13 protein-coding genes are annotated in these 15,294 nt (G+C 63.2%); 11 read left to right on the forward strand and 2 right to left on the reverse strand.

Going from position 1 to position 15,294, the window contains the following annotated elements; genetic code table 11:
• The first annotated feature begins 6 nt into the window (after window positions 1–6).
• From HMPREF9465_RS06120 to HMPREF9465_RS06150, 7 genes are all read left to right on the forward strand, one after another.
• A complete protein-coding gene (locus HMPREF9465_RS06120) occupies window positions 7–399 on the forward strand; it encodes a biopolymer transporter ExbD (protein ID WP_005435114.1) in 393 nt (130 codons plus the stop codon).
• Window positions 377–814, forward strand: coding sequence for a hypothetical protein (locus HMPREF9465_RS13435; protein ID WP_038006869.1), 438 nt, complete (start codon window positions 377–379; stop codon window positions 812–814). The genes HMPREF9465_RS06120 and HMPREF9465_RS13435 overlap by 23 nt, the downstream gene beginning before the upstream one ends.
• On the forward strand, window positions 789–1,139 hold the full coding sequence (locus HMPREF9465_RS06130) for a hypothetical protein (protein WP_005435116.1): 351 nt from the start codon (window positions 789–791) through the stop codon (window positions 1,137–1,139). Before HMPREF9465_RS13435 ends, HMPREF9465_RS06130 begins: the two co-directional genes overlap by 26 nt.
• 86 nt (window positions 1,140–1,225) lie before the next feature.
• Window positions 1,226–3,232: a sensor histidine kinase gene (locus tag HMPREF9465_RS06135; RefSeq protein ID WP_005435117.1), complete on the forward strand. Its 2,007-nt coding sequence runs from the start codon at window positions 1,226–1,228 to the stop codon at window positions 3,230–3,232.
• Between the two features lie 93 nt (window positions 3,233–3,325).
• The gene (locus tag HMPREF9465_RS06140) at window positions 3,326–4,048 is read left to right on the forward strand and encodes a response regulator transcription factor (protein ID WP_038006872.1); all 723 of its coding nucleotides are present in this window, start codon (window positions 3,326–3,328) and stop codon (window positions 4,046–4,048) included.
• Window positions 4,049–4,250: 202 nt separating this feature from the next.
• Window positions 4,251–6,695 (forward strand): DMSO/selenate family reductase complex A subunit, encoded by a 2,445-nt coding sequence (locus HMPREF9465_RS06145; protein ID WP_005435120.1) that lies wholly within the window; start codon window positions 4,251–4,253, stop codon window positions 6,693–6,695.
• Between the two features lie 20 nt (window positions 6,696–6,715).
• The gene (locus HMPREF9465_RS06150) at window positions 6,716–7,354 is read left to right on the forward strand and encodes a DMSO/selenate family reductase complex B subunit (RefSeq protein WP_005435124.1); all 639 of its coding nucleotides are present in this window, start codon (window positions 6,716–6,718) and stop codon (window positions 7,352–7,354) included.
• A gap of 456 nt (window positions 7,355–7,810) precedes the next feature.
• Here HMPREF9465_RS06150 and HMPREF9465_RS06155 read toward each other — a convergent pair whose 3' ends face one another.
• Window positions 7,811–11,320, reverse strand: a complete 3,510-nt coding sequence (locus HMPREF9465_RS06155; protein WP_005435126.1) for an autotransporter outer membrane beta-barrel domain-containing protein — start codon at window positions 11,318–11,320, stop codon at window positions 7,811–7,813.
• Window positions 11,321–11,680: 360 nt separating this feature from the next.
• Between HMPREF9465_RS06155 and HMPREF9465_RS06160 the strand changes: the two genes are divergently transcribed.
• On the forward strand, window positions 11,681–12,436 hold the full coding sequence (locus HMPREF9465_RS06160) for a hypothetical protein (protein ID WP_005435128.1): 756 nt from the start codon (window positions 11,681–11,683) through the stop codon (window positions 12,434–12,436).
• Between the two features lie 88 nt (window positions 12,437–12,524).
• On the opposite strand, the gene HMPREF9465_RS12320 is transcribed toward HMPREF9465_RS06160, so the two are convergent.
• On the reverse strand, window positions 12,525–13,349 hold the full coding sequence (locus tag HMPREF9465_RS12320; RefSeq protein WP_005435130.1) for an exonuclease domain-containing protein: 825 nt from the start codon (window positions 13,347–13,349) through the stop codon (window positions 12,525–12,527).
• A gap of 203 nt (window positions 13,350–13,552) precedes the next feature.
• Between HMPREF9465_RS12320 and HMPREF9465_RS06170 the strand changes: the two genes are divergently transcribed.
• The 3 genes from HMPREF9465_RS06170 to HMPREF9465_RS13895 are packed head-to-tail and all read left to right on the forward strand — an operon-like array spanning window position 13,553 to window position 15,129.
• Window positions 13,553–13,936: a hypothetical protein gene (locus HMPREF9465_RS06170; RefSeq protein ID WP_005435132.1), complete on the forward strand. Its 384-nt coding sequence runs from the start codon at window positions 13,553–13,555 to the stop codon at window positions 13,934–13,936.
• Window positions 13,937–13,969: 33 nt separating this feature from the next.
• A complete protein-coding gene (locus HMPREF9465_RS12325) occupies window positions 13,970–14,686 on the forward strand; it encodes an IS110 family transposase (RefSeq protein WP_005435139.1) in 717 nt (238 codons plus the stop codon).
• Between the two features lie 23 nt (window positions 14,687–14,709).
• Window positions 14,710–15,129, forward strand: a complete 420-nt coding sequence (locus HMPREF9465_RS13895) for a transposase (protein ID WP_147645257.1) — start codon at window positions 14,710–14,712, stop codon at window positions 15,127–15,129.
• The last annotated feature ends 165 nt before the right edge of the window (window positions 15,130–15,294 follow it).

The raw sequence follows: 15,294 nt of genomic DNA on the forward strand, positions 1-15,294 counted from the left end.
GAGCTCATGACGATCGAAATCCCGAAGAAGGAGCCCCACAACATCGTTCCCTTCATCGACATCATGCTCGTGCTCCTTGCCATGGTGCTCTCGGTCTCGACCTTCATCGCAAAGGGCGAGATTCCGATTGCGCTGCCCGAGTCGAGAAGCGCGCAGGCTCCCCTCAAGAATTCGAACGAGGTCCTCATCCAGGTGACGGGCGAGGGAACCCTGCACTGGAACGGCGAGGAGGCCACGCACGAGGAGGTCGACGAGCGGCTCCGCGGCATCTCCCGAGACGTGCGGCTTGTTCTTCGCATCGACCGCACCACGAGCTTCGAGCACTTCATCCGTCTTCTCGACATGATCAAGGGCGTTCATCATGAAAACTTCGTCATTGTCGCCGAAAAGCGCGGCTAAGGCGGGCGGCGAGACCCGCACGGCGTTCGCCGCAGCCTGCGCGCTCTACCTCCCGTGCCTGACGCTCGCCGTCTGGGGCGCGTCCCTCGCGCCCGCACCCGCTTCCGTCGGCGCAGAGGGCATCATGCTCGCCGTCGCACAGTTCGAGAGCGCCGTGGCGGCCCCCGCCACCGCCGCCGAACCCGCTGCGGTGCCCGAGCCGGAACCTGAGCCCGAACCCGCGGCGGAACCCGAACCCAAGCAGGCCGCGGAGCCTGAACTCAAGCCTGAGCTCGAACCCCGGCCGGACCCCGAGCCCGAACCCGAACCTCAGCCTGAACCTGAAAGGTCGCGCCGTGACGCACGTCCTCATGGGACACTCCTTCGGAGGTCTCTTTGCGCTTTCGACGATGGCTTCCCGCCCCGCGCTCTTTGACGCCTGGGTGGCGGCCGATCCGTCGCTCTGGTGGGACGGCGGCGTGCTCGTCCGAATGCTGGAGGAGAATCCTGCGGCGGGGCGCTCGGGCGCCTTCGTCTATGCGGGCTTCGGCTCGGTCCTGAGGAAGACGGGCGGCACGACGGCAAGCCGGAATCTCGCCTCCGAAGACCGCTTCAGGGCGGCGCTCGAGGGCTTTGCCGGGCCCGATGCGAAGGTTGTCGTGGAGGACTATCCGCGCGAGACCCACGGCACGATTGCGGTCCCCGTGTTTCACGAGGCGATGAAGCGGCTTCTCATCGGAGGGGCCGCGGCAGGACGCTGAGCGAGCCGGCGGCGCTTGGGTTCTTCGGCAGGAAACGGGATGCCTTCGTCTTCTCGCGGTGCGCAAGATTGTGCATAATCACCCTCATGAAGATGAAATTCCGCACCTACGTCATTGCGGCGCTTGCAACCACGGCGCTCGTGCCGCTCATTGCCTGGAGCCTCCTGCAGTGGAGCGACATCCGGTCGAGCCTTGCCAAGGACGACTGGGAGCAGCGCTTCTTCACGGGCATCGGCTCGGCCTTTCTCGTCGAGAGGATGAAGAGCGTCGACGTCTTTGCGGCCCACGTCGAGTCCGAGACCGCCAAGCGCCTGCGCGCAGGCGTGACGTGCGCTTCGCTCGAGGGCTTTCTCGCGGAGCTCGCAGCCGCAAATCCCTATATAAAGTCACTGAAGTGCACGGGAGCCGACACGCCCGCCGCCCGTGCGGCGCGGTCCGGGGGCACGGCCTGGAGGCTCGAGCCCGGCGACGACGGCGGCTCGCTCAGGTTCTACAGGCGGATTGCCGACAGGGCGGACGTCGTGATCGAGGGGACCGCCGAGCGAGGCGAGCTCTTCAGGGACATTGCGGCGATGTACAACATGCGCGGCGTGCGCTTCGTGCTTCTTGACGAGGAGCGCCGCTACGTCTGGCCCGTTCTGGGACTTTCCGGACGAGCCGTCTGGGACCACGCCCTCGGGCGCGAGGGCCTGATCGAGGAGGCGGGCGAACGCTTCTGGATGAGCGCCAACCGCTTCTCTCACGGCGCGCCGCAGTGGACCATGATCGCGCTCAAGCCCCAGGAGGAGCGCGTCGCCGACAGGCGCGAAATGATCGGACGCACGCTTCTTCTGGCCGTGCTCGTGCTCTCGCTCACGGCCGCCGCGGGCTTTGCGGCCATCAGGCCCCTGAGCCGCTCGATGAGGCGGCTGCGCGGAGACCTGGACGAGGCCTCCTACGGCACGCCCGAGACGACGCTGGCATCGGGCCCCGAGGAGTTTCTCGAGTTCCAGAGGGCCTACAGGGCGCTTCGCGAAAAGCTCGACGACCGCAGGCGGCGGCTTGAGGCCGACAACGTCCGCCTCGAGGAGACCGTCGAGCGCAGAAGCAGCGAGCTAGAGGCCCGCGAGCGTCTCTTCGCACAGGTCTTCGACGACATTCACGAGGGCATGATGCTGCTCGACGAGGACTGGCGGCTTCGCTACGGCAATCATGCGGCGGGCACCCTGATCGGCGTTGACGGCATGGCGCGTCTGGCCGAAGTCTGCCGCAGCGGACTCGAGCGCAGAAGCGACGGCACGGCCCTCGTCACGATCGAGGCGGGCGGACGAAGCCTGGTGCTCGAGTGCGACGCCTTCCCGTTCGGCGCGGCTGCGGACGGTCTGCGCAGTGGCTGCTGCGTGCTCTTCAGGGACGTGACGGGCAGGACCGAAGTCGAGCGCATGAAGGACGACCTCATCAGCATCGTCGCGCACGAACTGCGCACCCCGCTCACCGCCTGTCGCCTGCAGCTCGACCTTCTCGTCAAGGAGAACGGTCCGCAGTCCGCCTATGCGGCCATGGGCGAGGACCTCGATCATCTCGGCAGAATCGTCGACGACTGGCTCTCCGTGGCCAGAATCGACGGCGGATCCTACAGGGTCGAGCCGCGCATCGTGCAGACCATGCCGCTCGTCACCCGCGCCGTGAGACTCGTGAGAAGCCGCCACGAATTCCGCTTCGACTACGACATCGCCGAGGAGGCCGAGTGCATCCGCGTCGATCCGTCGGCCTTCGTCGAGCTGCTCGTCAACCTCTTCACCAACGCCTGCCGCCACGCAAGGCCGGGCGAGGAACCCCGCATCGAATTCCGCGCACGCGTCGACGAAATGCTCGTCGTGGACGTCTGCGATTCGGGCACGGGCTTCCCCGAGGGCGAGGCCGAAAAACTCTTCGACCGCTTCTATCAGGTCGAGCAGGGCAACAAGCGCCGCACGGGCGGCACGGGGCTCGGCCTCGTCATCTGCCGCGCGATCTGCCGCGCCCACGGCGGACGCATCGAGGCGCTCAGACTTGAGGGACGGACCGTCTTCAGGATCACGCTCCCGATGCCCTCGCAGACCGACGGGCTCTGACGCATTCCTTTCCCGCAGGCCTCCATGCGCACCGCAGGCCTGCGGACGGATACGACGACGGTGCGCAGTACGGGCCGGAGGCTCCCGACAGACATGACCACACGACCTCTCATTCTCATCGCCGACGACGAAACGCGAATCAGGCGCCTGACGGCCGAATTCCTCGAGCAGTCGGGCTTTGACGTCTGTCAGGCGCAGGACGGCGAGGAGGCCCTCGAGGTCTTCAGGCGCTCGCCCGTCGAGCCCGATCTCGTCGTGCTCGACCTGATGATGCCCGTCAAGGACGGACACGAGACGCTTGCCGAACTGAGGACCTTCTCAAAGGTGCCCGTCATGATCCTCACGGCGCGCGACCTCCTGCAGGACAAGACGAAGAGCTTCAACACGGGGGCGGACGACTACCTCGTCAAGCCCTTTGCGTTCGCGGAGCTCGAGGTGCGCATCAGGGCGCTGCTTCGACGCGCCTCAGGCTCCGACATGCGGGTCTCGAAGGTCGTCGCAAACGGCCCGCTTGAACTGCGGACCGCCGAGCACGACCTCTTCTGGCGCGGGCGCTCCGTCCCGCTCACGGAGCAGGAGTTCAGGATCCTCTCGGCCCTCGCGAAGCACCCCGGTGCCGTCATCCGCTATGCGGAGCTGCTCCGCCAGGGCTGGGGCGACGGCGAGGTCGACGTCGCGCGCCTCAGGGTGGCGGTTGCGCGCATCCGCAAGAAGCTCTCCGCCAACGGGATCAATCCCATGATCATCTCCTCCTTCACGAACGTCGGCTACCTGATGGGAGACCTCACGAACTACGACGAGGACTTCGGCCTCTGAAGAAGAGGACCTGCACGCGGCGCGGATCACGGATGTTATTTCCCTGAAACAATCCCGTCCCTGCGGAAACGGGGCGGAAATGCACGCTCCTTATCATGAAGGCACATCGAAGGGCCGCTCCGAATCTCCCACGCCACGGAGAAGGCCCGCAGGGGCGGACGCAATGGGGCGTCCGCCGGACCTTCAACAGTGCAGGTGATCCATGACGGTCGATCTTCAACGCCGCCGCGTCTTTCAGTCAGCAGTTGCCGGAGGCGCCCTCAGCCTCGGCGCCTTTGTTCCCACGCCCGTGAGCGCCGCCGTTGCCAGGGCGGCCGCGGACATCGAGGTCATGACCTGGAGCGGCTGCGCAGTCAACTGCGGCTCCCGCTGCCAGCTCCGCGTCTTCTCCAAGAACGGACGCGTCATCCGCATCGAGACGGACGCCTCGGGCGACGCCTCCGCGAGCACCATCGACGGCGGCTGCACGCAGATCCGCGCTTGTCAGCGCGGCCGATCCATGCGCCAGCGCATCTATGCGCCCGAGCGCCTCAAGTTCCCGATGAAGCGCGTCGGCCGCCGCGGCGAGGGCCGCTTCGAACGCATCTCCTGGGAGCAGGCCCTCGACGAAATCGCCGCCCGCCTCAAGGACACCATCGACCGTCACACCAACGAGTCCGTCATGATCATGCACGGCTCGGGCAATCAGGCGCTTGTCAACTCGAGCGCGGCCACCTACCGCTTCTTCAACATGATCGGCGGCTCGCTTGCCTGGTACTCCGACTACTCCACAGCCTGCATCCAGAACGCCTGGCCGTACCTCTACGGCCGCTTCGACTACGGCGGCGTGCGCAGCAAGGCCGCAGGCCAGGGCTCCTACTTCTCGCAGGTGAAGAACGCGAAGCTCTACGTCACGTTCGGCAACAATCCCGCCGTCACGCGCGCCTCGGGCGGCGGACAGTCCTGGGAGTTCTTCAGCGCCGCACGCAGGAACGGCACCCGCATGGTCTTCATCGACCCGATCTACTCCGACACAATGGCCGGACGCAACGCCGAGTGGATTCCGATCCGTCCCGGCACCGACGCGGCCCTCTGCGAGGCGATCGCCTACGTGCTCATCACCGAGAACCTCGTCGACAAGGCCTTCATCGGCCGCTACACGATCGGCTACGACGAGGACTCGCTCCCTGCGTCCGCCAAGCCCGGCTCGAGCTACCGCAGCCACATCCTCGGCCTCGGTCCCGACAAGACTCCGAAGACGCCCGAGCGCGCCGCCGGCATCACGAACGTGCCCGCAGAGCGCATCGTGCGCCTTGCCCGCGACATGGCCGCCGCGAAGCCCTGCTTCATCTCGCAGGGCTGGGCGCCGCAGCGCCGCATGAACGGCGAAACGCAGTCGACGAGCATCGCCATGCTCCCGATTCTGCTCGGCCAGATCGGCCTGCCCGGCACCAATTCGGGTGCCCGCGAGGGCGACTCCTACGGCCTTGAAGCCGGTCTGCCCACGGGCGCCAACCCCGTCAAGGTGGGCATGCCCGTCTTCCTGTGGCCGCAGGCCGTCGTCGACGCCGCCTCGCTCACGGCCGAAACCGCCGCCGTGCGCGGCGCGCCGGCCCTCAGGCACAACATCAAGTTCATCTGGAACACCCAGTCGAACACGCTCATCAACCAGCACGGCGGCATCAACCAGCTCCGTCCGATCCTCGAGGACGAGACGAAGGTCGAGACGATCGTCTGCGTCGACACGCAGATGACGCCCTCGGCCATGTTCGCCGACTACGTGCTCCCCGACGTCTGCCATCAGGAGTCGATCGACCTCATGGCCGACTCCTATGCCGTGGGCGACCAGAACTACCTGATGCTCAGCGACAAGGCGATCGATCCCGAGTGGGAGCAGAAGCCCAACTGGGAGATCATGCGCGGGCTCGCCCGACGCTTCGGCTGCGAGGCCGCCTACACCGAGGGGCTCGACCTCGAGGGCTGGGTGCGCCGGCTTTACGCCGAGGCGAGGAAGAACCTCCCCGGCATGCCCGCCTGGGACGAATTCCGCAGGACCGGCATCTACAAGTACCGCATGGAGGGCGACAGCGGGATCGTCATGGAGGACTTCCGCAGGGATCCCGACAAGCATCCGCTCGAGACCCCGAGCGGCAGGATCGAGATCTATTCCGAACGTCTTGCCGAGATCGCCCGCACCTGGAAGCTGCCCGAGGGCAGGGGACAGGAGATTCATCCGATCCCGCGCTACGTGCCGACGGACGAAATGGTTCAGGTGGACCCGAAGGCGAAGCAGTATCCGCTTGAGGCCTTCGGCTACCACGGTCCCGGCCGCACGCACTCGACCTATCACAACGTGCCGTGGTTGCGCGAAGCGCATCCCGACGTCGTTCTGATGAATCCCGTCGATGCGCAGCCCTGGGGCCTCAAGACGGGCATGCTCGTTCGCGTCTTCAACGACCGCGGCGCACTCGTGCTCCCCGTCAAGGTGACGCCGAGGATCATTCCGAGCCTCGTTGCCTTCCCGCAGGGCGCATGGTACAGGCCCGACGAGAAGGGACTCGACAGGGGCGGGTGCTTCAACGTGCTCACCCAGCTCAAGCCCACGCCGCTCGCGAAGGCCAATCCCTCGCACACGAACCTCGTCCAAGTTGAAAAGTTCAGGGGCTGACTCAAGGACCCTCAAACGCCATGAAGACTCAATACGCCTTTCATTTCGACAGCTCGCGCTGCACGGGCTGCAAGACCTGCGTGATCGCATGCAGGGACAAGAACGACATTCAGGATCCGAAGCTCGCCTTCAGGACCGTCCATGAGGAAACGGGCGGCAGCTGGAGCCGCAATGAGGACGGCAGCTGGTCCCAGAACGTCTGGGCCTACTTCGTCTCCGTCTCCTGCAACCACTGCTCGGAACCAGCCTGCGTGCGCGTCTGCCCGACCGGGGCCCACGCCCGCCACGAGGAGCTCGGCGGCCTCGTCCTCATCGACAGGGACGTCTGCATCGGCTGCGGTGCCTGCGCCGTCGCCTGTCCCTACGAGGCGCCGAAGCTCGATCGCAAGGCGGGCAAGATGCGCAAGTGCGACATGTGCGTCGACCGTCTTGCAAGGAAGGAGCTTCCGGTCTGCGTCGCCGCCTGCCCGCAGCGCGCGCTGGACTTCGGCACCGTCGAGGAGCTCAGGAAGCGCCACGGCGACGACGGCATGATCGCGCCGCTCGCCGCAGGCGACTACACGAAGCCCAACCTTCTCATCACGAAGTGCGCACAGGCCCAGCCCGCGCCCGAGCGCACGAGAAGCTGGCCCGACTTCCTCAATGACAAGACCGCCTGAGGCGGCTCAACAGGGCGTACAGGGGAACGGCGTCACGGGCGGGCAACCGTCCTGACGTCGGTTTCTCGGACAAAAACTAACGGCTGCGAACAACAGGGGAACAGCAGCAGACGATTGCCTCCTCGGATGCGCCGGCTTGACGGCCGGCGTTTTGGGCCTGCCGGCCTCGTGTGGGGGGCGGCGGGCCGCTTTTTTGGATTTCAACAGGTGCACATGACCGCACCTGAGATGACAATTCTTGTACCGACCTCCTGGCCGGCTGAAATGCCGGCGATTCGGGGCCGCCGATCCTGCGAAGGAACGGCGGGCCTTTTTTTCAAGGTCCGTCCCGGGAGGTCCGCTGCGCGTCGTCTCGTCTGAGACGAAGTCCCGATGACGGTTTGCGGACGAAAAGAACGCCCGGCCCTCCGTGAGGAGGACCGGGCGTTTCGTCAGGTCGGAACCGTGAGCGGTCGATTAGAAGTCGACGCGCATCGTGGCCTCGATGGCGTGGTTCTGACGGCCGGCGTCACCGGCGGAGAGACCGTAGCTCATGCCGAGGTTGAGGTTCTTGTAGGTGGACATGTAGCCGACCTTGAGGTCGCCCACGAAGCTGCCCGAAACGTCGTAGTCGATCGTGTCGGTCGTGGAGGAGCCTTCAAGCGTGTAGGACGATTCCGTGTCGCCGAAGCGGCCGCGGAGCGTGACGTCAACATAGGGCTTGACCTCGAAGGTCTGGAACATGAAGGACGGAGTCTGGACCGTCACGCCCACGGGCACTTCGAAGATCGTGGCCTTGTCTTCGGACACGTCGAAGAGCTTCGTGGTGCCGGCGGCGATTTTATAGTCGTCCATGTCGACGATCGAGAGGCGGGCGCCGGCGTGCGGCGTCAGCGTGAAGGCACCCGTCTTGAACTCGCGTTCGGCACGGATGCCGGCGGAGAGGGCCTTGGCCTTGAGTTCGGAGGCGAGCTCGAGGTTGCCGAGCTGCATCGTCACGTCGCCGTCGGTCGTCACATAGGAGAGCGTGCCGATGACGTTCGTCTCACCGTACATGCGGGAGCCCCAGAGGTGCAGGCCGACGTTCTTGACATCGGTCGAGACGGGGAGGACGTCGCCTTCGCCGTCGGCATCACCCGACTGGTAGGAGGCGGCGGCACCGATCGTCCAGCCGTTCTTCAAATGGGTGTCGAAGCCGCCCATGATGCCGTAGGTGTCAAGGGAGTAGCCGTAGGCGGAGCCGCCCATGGAGAGGTCGTCCGTCTTGAGACGGGCGCCCAGAGGCTGGACCCACCAGCCGCCCATTTCCTTGGGCATCGTGGCGGCATGATGCTCGATCATGTCGGCCGTGTAGCCCTGGAAGTCAACCGTCATGGCCTTGACGCCGGAGATGGCGCCGAGACCCGTCACGGAGTTGATCATGCTGCTGATCTCCTGGAGCGAGGCGCCCGTGGAGAGGATCTGGTTGATCAGCTGGGTGTCGGGACCCGTGGAGCGTTCGCCGGCGAAGATCTTCGAGACGAGGTTCTTCGCGGAGACGTTGAGGCCGGAGCCTTCGACGGACGTGCCGCCGGCAACGATCATCCAGTCGCCTTCGGAGTTCTGCTTGATCTCGAAATGGTCGCCGACCTGGTTCTTCCAAGCGTCGGCGGCGGTGAGCTCGCCCTTCACGAGCTTGTCCTTGAGGGCGTCACCCTGCTTGAAGTTCTCGAAGAGCTTGTAGGCGCCCCAGGTGAGGTTGGCGCCGTCAAGCGTGACCTCGACATCCTGTCCGGCTGTGATTTGACCCTTGAGGCCGTCGGCCGTGAAGAGTGCGTTGCGGTTGAAGTTGGCCGCGTCGAACTTGAGCGTCGTGTCGCCGGCAAACGTGAGCTGGGCGCCGTACTTCGGAGCCTGAGCATCGGGGTTCGTGTCGGCAGTCTTGGTCGTGGCAACACCACCGAAGGTCACCTTGGCATCTTCACCGAATACGACGGGCGCGCCGACTTCAAGGACGAAGTTCGGGGTGGTGCCGGTGGTCGTCGTGTCGGCCTTGACCTTGTCGGCCATGGTCGTGGCGACGTTGAGACCGAGGTAGCCGGATTCAGCCGTCAGCGTGCCGTTGATCTTGTCGGTCTTGTGGATGATGACGTCGGAGCCCTTGATGTTGAGCGTGCCGTTACCGAGCGAGAGGGAGCCGACTTCAACGCGGGAGTTGCTTTCGATCTTCAGCGTCTGGGTGCCCATGGCCTGGGTGATGGCGTCGACAGTGACGGAGCCGCGGTCAACAGACGTGTTGTCGCCTTCGCCTTCGCGTCTGGTCACGACCTTCGACGTGTCGGCCTCGATGGGACGTTCGACCGTGGCAAACGTGATCGAGCCGATGGCAACGTCGCTGCCCGTGATCGTCTGAACCGCGTTGACAGTGGTTTCGCCGATCACAAGCTTGTCGGTTTCACTCTTGATGGATTCGCCGTAGGACTTCTGGAACGCCTCAAGCTGCTTTTCGTTCAGCGTGCCGAGGAAGTTCTCGAGGTTCCTGGCGTAGTCGTCCTTCGTCCACTTGGAGGTGTCGAGCGTGATCTTCTTGTCGTTATCGGTGATGCCGTCATTGACCTTTGTAAGGGCGGTCTCGATGAAGTCCTCGAGCTTTTCAACCTTGACGGACGGCGTCACCTTGAGGGACGTCGAATTGAGCGTGAGGCTGCCGAGCGACAGGGAGGCCGAGTAGCCATGTTTTGTGAGGTCGTCAGCCGTCTTAACCTTGTTGTCGGAAATCGTGAGCTGGGCGTTGTTGTAGACCGTAACGGCGCCGAACTTGGTGACATCCCAAGAACCCTGATTTTCCGTGTCGGCATTGCCTTCGGTGCCGGTCTTGGAAGTGGCGGTTTCTTTTTTCCAGACGGCCTTGTAGTCGGAGAGCGTGACGCCGCCCTGATTGTAGTTGCCGTCGGCAACGATCTTGCCGTCCTCACCCTGCTCGAAGGCCTGAGCCTTGCCGAAGATGAGGGAGGCGCCGGAGGCGAGGTACTTGTTTTTGTCCTTGGAGAGGTCGAAGGAGCCGCCGCTGGCGAAGGAGCCCACGGTGAGGCCCTTGTTGACGGTGAACTGGCCCTCTCCGGTCACGGTAACGAGGTCGCCGATGCTGGCGTTTTCGCCGGCTTCATAGCCGTACTCGAGGTTGTCGGCGGAGAGGGTGCCGGTGGCATCGACGGTGACGGCCTTTCCCTTCTGGGCGTTGATGGTGCCCCAGGTGGACTTGCCCTTGATCTGGGCCGTGCCGGCCTTTTCAGTGATGATGAGGCTGGAGCCGCTGTCAAGAGCGCCTTCGGCGTTGACGAAATTGCCGCCTTCATTGAGCGTGACATTGCCGTAGCTCACGCGAGTGCGCGTTTCGGGCTTCTTGTCGGCTTCGCCTTCCTTCTTCTCGGCTTCGGTCTTGAGCTTGTAGCCCTTGTCATTGTTCGTGAGGGTGGCGTTCTTGAGCGTGATGTCGCCCATGACGACGGAGGCGGGGGCGGCCTCAAGGTCGTCGGTCTTGTTGAGGCCGTTGATCGTCAGATTGTCTTTGATTTTGAGCGTGCCCGTGTTGACGAGGGAGCCGGTGACCGTGATCGCCTTGTTGGCTTCGAGCGTGCCGTTGTTGACGAACGTGCCGCCTTCAGCGACGTCAAGGCCGACGTTGAGCGTCAGGCTGGAAAGTTTGTTGGTGAGCTTGCCGGCAGTCTTGTTGGCCTCGTCCTTGCTGATCGTGATCTTGTCACTGTTCTGGCCCTCGATCGTGACCTTGCCGGAGGCGTTCGTGAAGTTCTTGTTGAAGGTCTTGGCCCAGTCTTCGTCCCAGGTCTTTTCGTCCTTGATGGTGTTGGGGACGGTGTTGGCTCCGGTACCGACGGTCAGCGTGACGTCCTTGTTGACAGGCTCGGCCATGGCGCCTGCGGAGAAGACGGCGAGCGTGGTCAGGACGGCCGCGACGAGCGGCTTCCTGGAGAAGGTGGCGTTGCTCATTGATTTATCCTTTGTTTGACGATCCTGGTGTCGTACATGAGTGGCAAATACCCGCAAGGATACCAAAGACAGGCGTTGGGAAGAGCGCCTCTCTGGGGGCACCTTGACCTGCATCAGTTGCAGGAACGACCAAAACCCTTGGAAGGGGGGTGATCCTGCTCAAGTTTCGGGATGTCCCTCCCGTGGAAAACCCTTATGCGGATCTCCCGGGAAGGGCAGGGGCGTCGAGAAGGCAGGTGCCATCGCCGTTCAGGCGCATTCGCGCAAATGTCTGTATCCTTTCGTCATCATGGAGAACGGACGGCAGAAACCCCTTATATATAGTGGTTGTCCGGCGAAATCAGATTTAGGAGACCGAAGATGGGACTCGACTTGTACGCGGGCACCTTCACCCGCTATTACACCCGCAACTGGAAGACGGTCGTGGAAGCTTGGGCCGAAGCCAACGGCGTCGACTTCAAGCGCACGGAGGCCGAGGACGAGGAGAAGCTCTCCCCGGAGGAGGTGCAGGCGATCGTCTGTGCATGGCGCGACGAGATGCTTCAGGCGGTGACGCCTGAAAACCAGCTTCCCGAGACCTGGGAGGAGAGCAACGACAAGGCCTACTACACGGACAAGCCCGACTGGGATGCCTTCGGCGCGATGTTGCTCGTAACCGCCGCCCACACGTACGAGGAGACGATTCCCGAAACGCTCGAAAAGGGCTGGAACTTCACCGAACATCCGCTCATCAAGCGCCTTGCCGAGGACCACGAGCACGTCTACTCGCTTTTCCGCAGCGTGATGGTCTGGGTTCCGATCACGAAGTCCACGATGGTCTTCCGCGGTCCGATGCCCACGGGCAATGAGGTGATGATCGGCACGCTCGGCGCGCTTGAGCAGGAACTCGAGCACATCAACGAGATCTGCTGGCTCGCCAAGGAGGAGACGATCCTCTCGTGGACCGAAACCGAGGGCTATCCCGCCAAGACGCTCAAGGACGTCGAGACGGGCACCGAGGATGGCAAGAAGGAGACCTACAGCACCGAGTCCCTCGCCAAGTTCGCCTTCTCGATCTTCTGGCGCGCCATGAAGTTTGCCAAGGAAAACCGCACGCCGGTTCTCTTCGACTACTAAGCCGACCGTCGACCAAAACCAAAAGCCGATTCCGAATGCTGATTCTGGATCGGCTTTTTTGTTGTTTGAGCTCCGCTCAAAGCCTTCCTCATTCTCCGTAGAGCCATTCGTCGAGGTCCCACCAGAGTTCGAAGAAGACGCGGGAGAGGAGGGCCGCGTCGCCGTAGGCGTCGTGGTGTCCGCCTCGAGCGCCGAGTCCGTACCATTCGAGCAGGGCGTCGAGTCCGTTGCGGCGGCGCTCCGACGGAATCGCCCTGGCGAGCACGAACGAGTCGACGACGGTGCAGCGGTCCTCGAACCTCGGTGCGCCGGGACGCGCGGCCTGAAGCTCCCGATTGAGCCAGAGAAGGTCCATCGTGCGGTCATGGATCACGACGGTCTTGCCGCGCACGGCCTCAAGCAGCTCGTCTGCGCGGGCCGCAAACTCGGGACAGTGCTCGAGCTCGCAGTCCTGAATGCCGTGCACACGCCTTGCGCCCGCCAGGGAGCGTCGGTGCGGATTGCAGCGAAAGTGCAGGCCGCCCGTCACGTTCTGCTCGACGTCCGTCTCGACGAGGGCCACCTCGATGAGGCGCCCGTTGCGCCCGCCCGTCGATTCGGTGTCGAGAAAGACGAGGGACTCTGCTCGGTCGAGCGCCGCATGCACGCCTTCGAGCCTCGCGCGGCGCTCCGCCTCCGACGTGAGAAGGTCGGGATTGAAATGCGTTCCTGAATGGAAAAGGCTCTGGCGAAGGGCCTCGCCGTCGTCCTGTACGGGAAGGCGGGCAAGAAGCTTCGAGAGTGCGGGCGAGAGCGGGGCGGGAGGGACTGGACGGGCGGGACGGGCAGGACGGGCGGCGGGATGCCTTTCGGAAGGCAGAAGCGTTGCGGCAGAGGCGTGCGGAAGGACGGCGTGCGGAAGAATGACGGTCATGGCGGTGATTTACTTGATGATGCAGTTGCGTCATGTTAGGCGGCGGTGCGTCAGTTTGTGACGCAGGAACATCTTTCCTGAACGCCGTTCCGATTGCGTCACGAGTTGACGCATGGGGTCCGATACTGATGAAAACGGAGGGGGATCCGCAGGGGCCGCCATGTCAGGGTCCGCGTTCTCCTCCCGAATCTGGAGTCAAAGACATGGCATACACCGCCTACAAGTTCAAGCCGTCATTTGTTGAGAAGCGTCTCAAGAGCTACAAGTCGAACCTGATGAAGTTCAAGGGACACGACAATCTCGTCGCCAACGCCGTTCGCGTGATCAGGGAGAGGCTCGAGGCCGATCCGCGCCGCTATCTTTCCTACGGGCCCTACTGGTGGGGCATCAAGAAGGTGCTCGTCGACAACGGCGTGCCGCTCGGCGAATGCGACGACGAGGAGATCAGGCTCGCCTACTCGGGCGCGACCGACGAGGAGACCATCGTGATGGCCGAGGAGTTCAGCCAAATCCGCCAGGAACCCTCGCCTCTAATGACATGGACCACCCACCCGATGCCTAGGCAATCGATTCTCGCAGATCGATAATGTGGCATCACAAGCCTTCATGGAGTCCATATCATGGCTAGAAAGCGCACCCTGTCAACACTCGACACCTCTATCGCATACGCTGTTGGCCTCGACCTTGCCAAGGAGGATACTGCCATTGCCGCATTCGGCCCTGACCACGAGGGGCCTTATCTCATTGACCGTATGCCCTACGACAAGCTCTATGAGCTTCTGGCAGACATGGCTCCGACCTTGGTAGCCATGGAGCCATGCAGTGGTGCTCATCAGATCGCCGAGCAGATTCAGGAGCTCGGACATGAAGTCATGATGATCAGCGGGCGGCATGTCCAGGCATGGGTCAAGGATCATTGCAATGGCCAGAAGACCGACCTCAATGACGCGTTTGCCATCCTGAATCTGGCCTATGACCGCTGGCTGACGCCCATCCGCGGGAAGACGCGTGAGGAATGCCGTCTGCTTGCTCTGCAGGCCTCCTATCGCCAATTAAAGGGGCAGCGAACGAAGACTATGGTGCACGTCAAGGCTACGCTTCATGCATGGGGATTTCCCATCCGTGCAGGCTCCTTCAACCAGAAGGCTCTGCATGAGCTGATCGATGCCAACCGAGAGGCTTTCGGTGATGAAGTGGTAGAGACTCTGCACCTCATGATCAACCGGGTGCATGATCTCGACCATGACATTGCAACGGTGCTGAAGCTCCTGACAGAGGCTACCAAGCGCGATCCTCGGGCTTCCTGCTCCGTTCCATACCGGGATTCGGAGTGCTGACGACGAGCCGTTGATGCGCTGTAGTGGGTGACATCGCAAGATTCGATTCCCCAAAACAGACCATGGCGTTCATTGGTCTTGTCCCGAATAACAGAATTACCGGGCATCACACGGAGACCTCTTCCGGTCGTGAAGCCCGAGGCCAGGGAAAGATGTCGAAGCGAGGAGACAAGATGCTCCGATCGCTCTGCATTATGGGTGCAGGCTCATTGTGTTTGATGGTACGCAACGACCGTTTGCCTGACTGTCCCTTTGTTGCAAGCATCAAGGAGCGCCTGGCATCGCCAAGACCTTGGTTTAAAGTTCTAGTCTATGTCGCAGCCAAGTTGGTGCGCATAGCCACAGCTCTCCTCAAATACGGAGAGACGTTCAGCTTCGAGAAAGCTGGCATATCGAAGGCGGTACTGAAGCAGTGGGAGCTTGAACAAGCCAAAGCCGCATAAGCCTTAACCGCCCGAAAGAGAATAGTCCGACCTCAAGCAAGATTGATTCATGAGATGCCTTAAAGGCGCCGTCTAATAGCCATACGCCTCACATTGCAGAAACTTGCATTGCCTTTTATTTGGCACAGACGGCTTTCTGAAGTTCATGGCGGGCATGGAATTCCG

The sequence above is a fragment of the Sutterella wadsworthensis 2_1_59BFAA genome (assembly GCF_000297775.1).
Classification (GTDB): Bacteria; Pseudomonadota; Gammaproteobacteria; order Burkholderiales; family Burkholderiaceae_F; genus Sutterella; species Sutterella wadsworthensis_A.

Bases quoted from the DNA above. Each gene is read 5' to 3' on its own strand.
- HMPREF9465_RS06150 (WP_005435124.1), top strand. From the start codon at position 6,716: ATGAAGACTCAATACGCCTTTCATTTCGACAGCTCGCGCTGCACGGGC.
- HMPREF9465_RS06145 (WP_005435120.1), top strand. From the start codon at position 4,251: ATGACGGTCGATCTTCAACGCCGCCGCGTCTTTCAGTCAGCAGTTGCC.
- HMPREF9465_RS06120 (WP_005435114.1), top strand. From the start codon at position 7: ATGACGATCGAAATCCCGAAGAAGGAGCCCCACAACATCGTTCCCTTC.
- HMPREF9465_RS12320 (WP_005435130.1), bottom strand. From the start codon at position 13,349: ATGACCGTCATTCTTCCGCACGCCGTCCTTCCGCACGCCTCTGCCGCA.
- HMPREF9465_RS06160 (WP_005435128.1), top strand. From the start codon at position 11,681: ATGGGACTCGACTTGTACGCGGGCACCTTCACCCGCTATTACACCCGC.
- HMPREF9465_RS06170 (WP_005435132.1), top strand. From the start codon at position 13,553: ATGGCATACACCGCCTACAAGTTCAAGCCGTCATTTGTTGAGAAGCGT.
- HMPREF9465_RS12325 (WP_005435139.1), top strand. From the start codon at position 13,970: ATGGCTAGAAAGCGCACCCTGTCAACACTCGACACCTCTATCGCATAC.
- HMPREF9465_RS06135 (WP_005435117.1), top strand. From the start codon at position 1,226: ATGAAGATGAAATTCCGCACCTACGTCATTGCGGCGCTTGCAACCACG.
- HMPREF9465_RS06140 (WP_038006872.1), top strand. From the start codon at position 3,326: ATGACCACACGACCTCTCATTCTCATCGCCGACGACGAAACGCGAATC.
- HMPREF9465_RS06130 (WP_005435116.1), top strand. From the start codon at position 789: ATGGCTTCCCGCCCCGCGCTCTTTGACGCCTGGGTGGCGGCCGATCCG.
- HMPREF9465_RS06155 (WP_005435126.1), bottom strand. From the start codon at position 11,320: ATGAGCAACGCCACCTTCTCCAGGAAGCCGCTCGTCGCGGCCGTCCTG.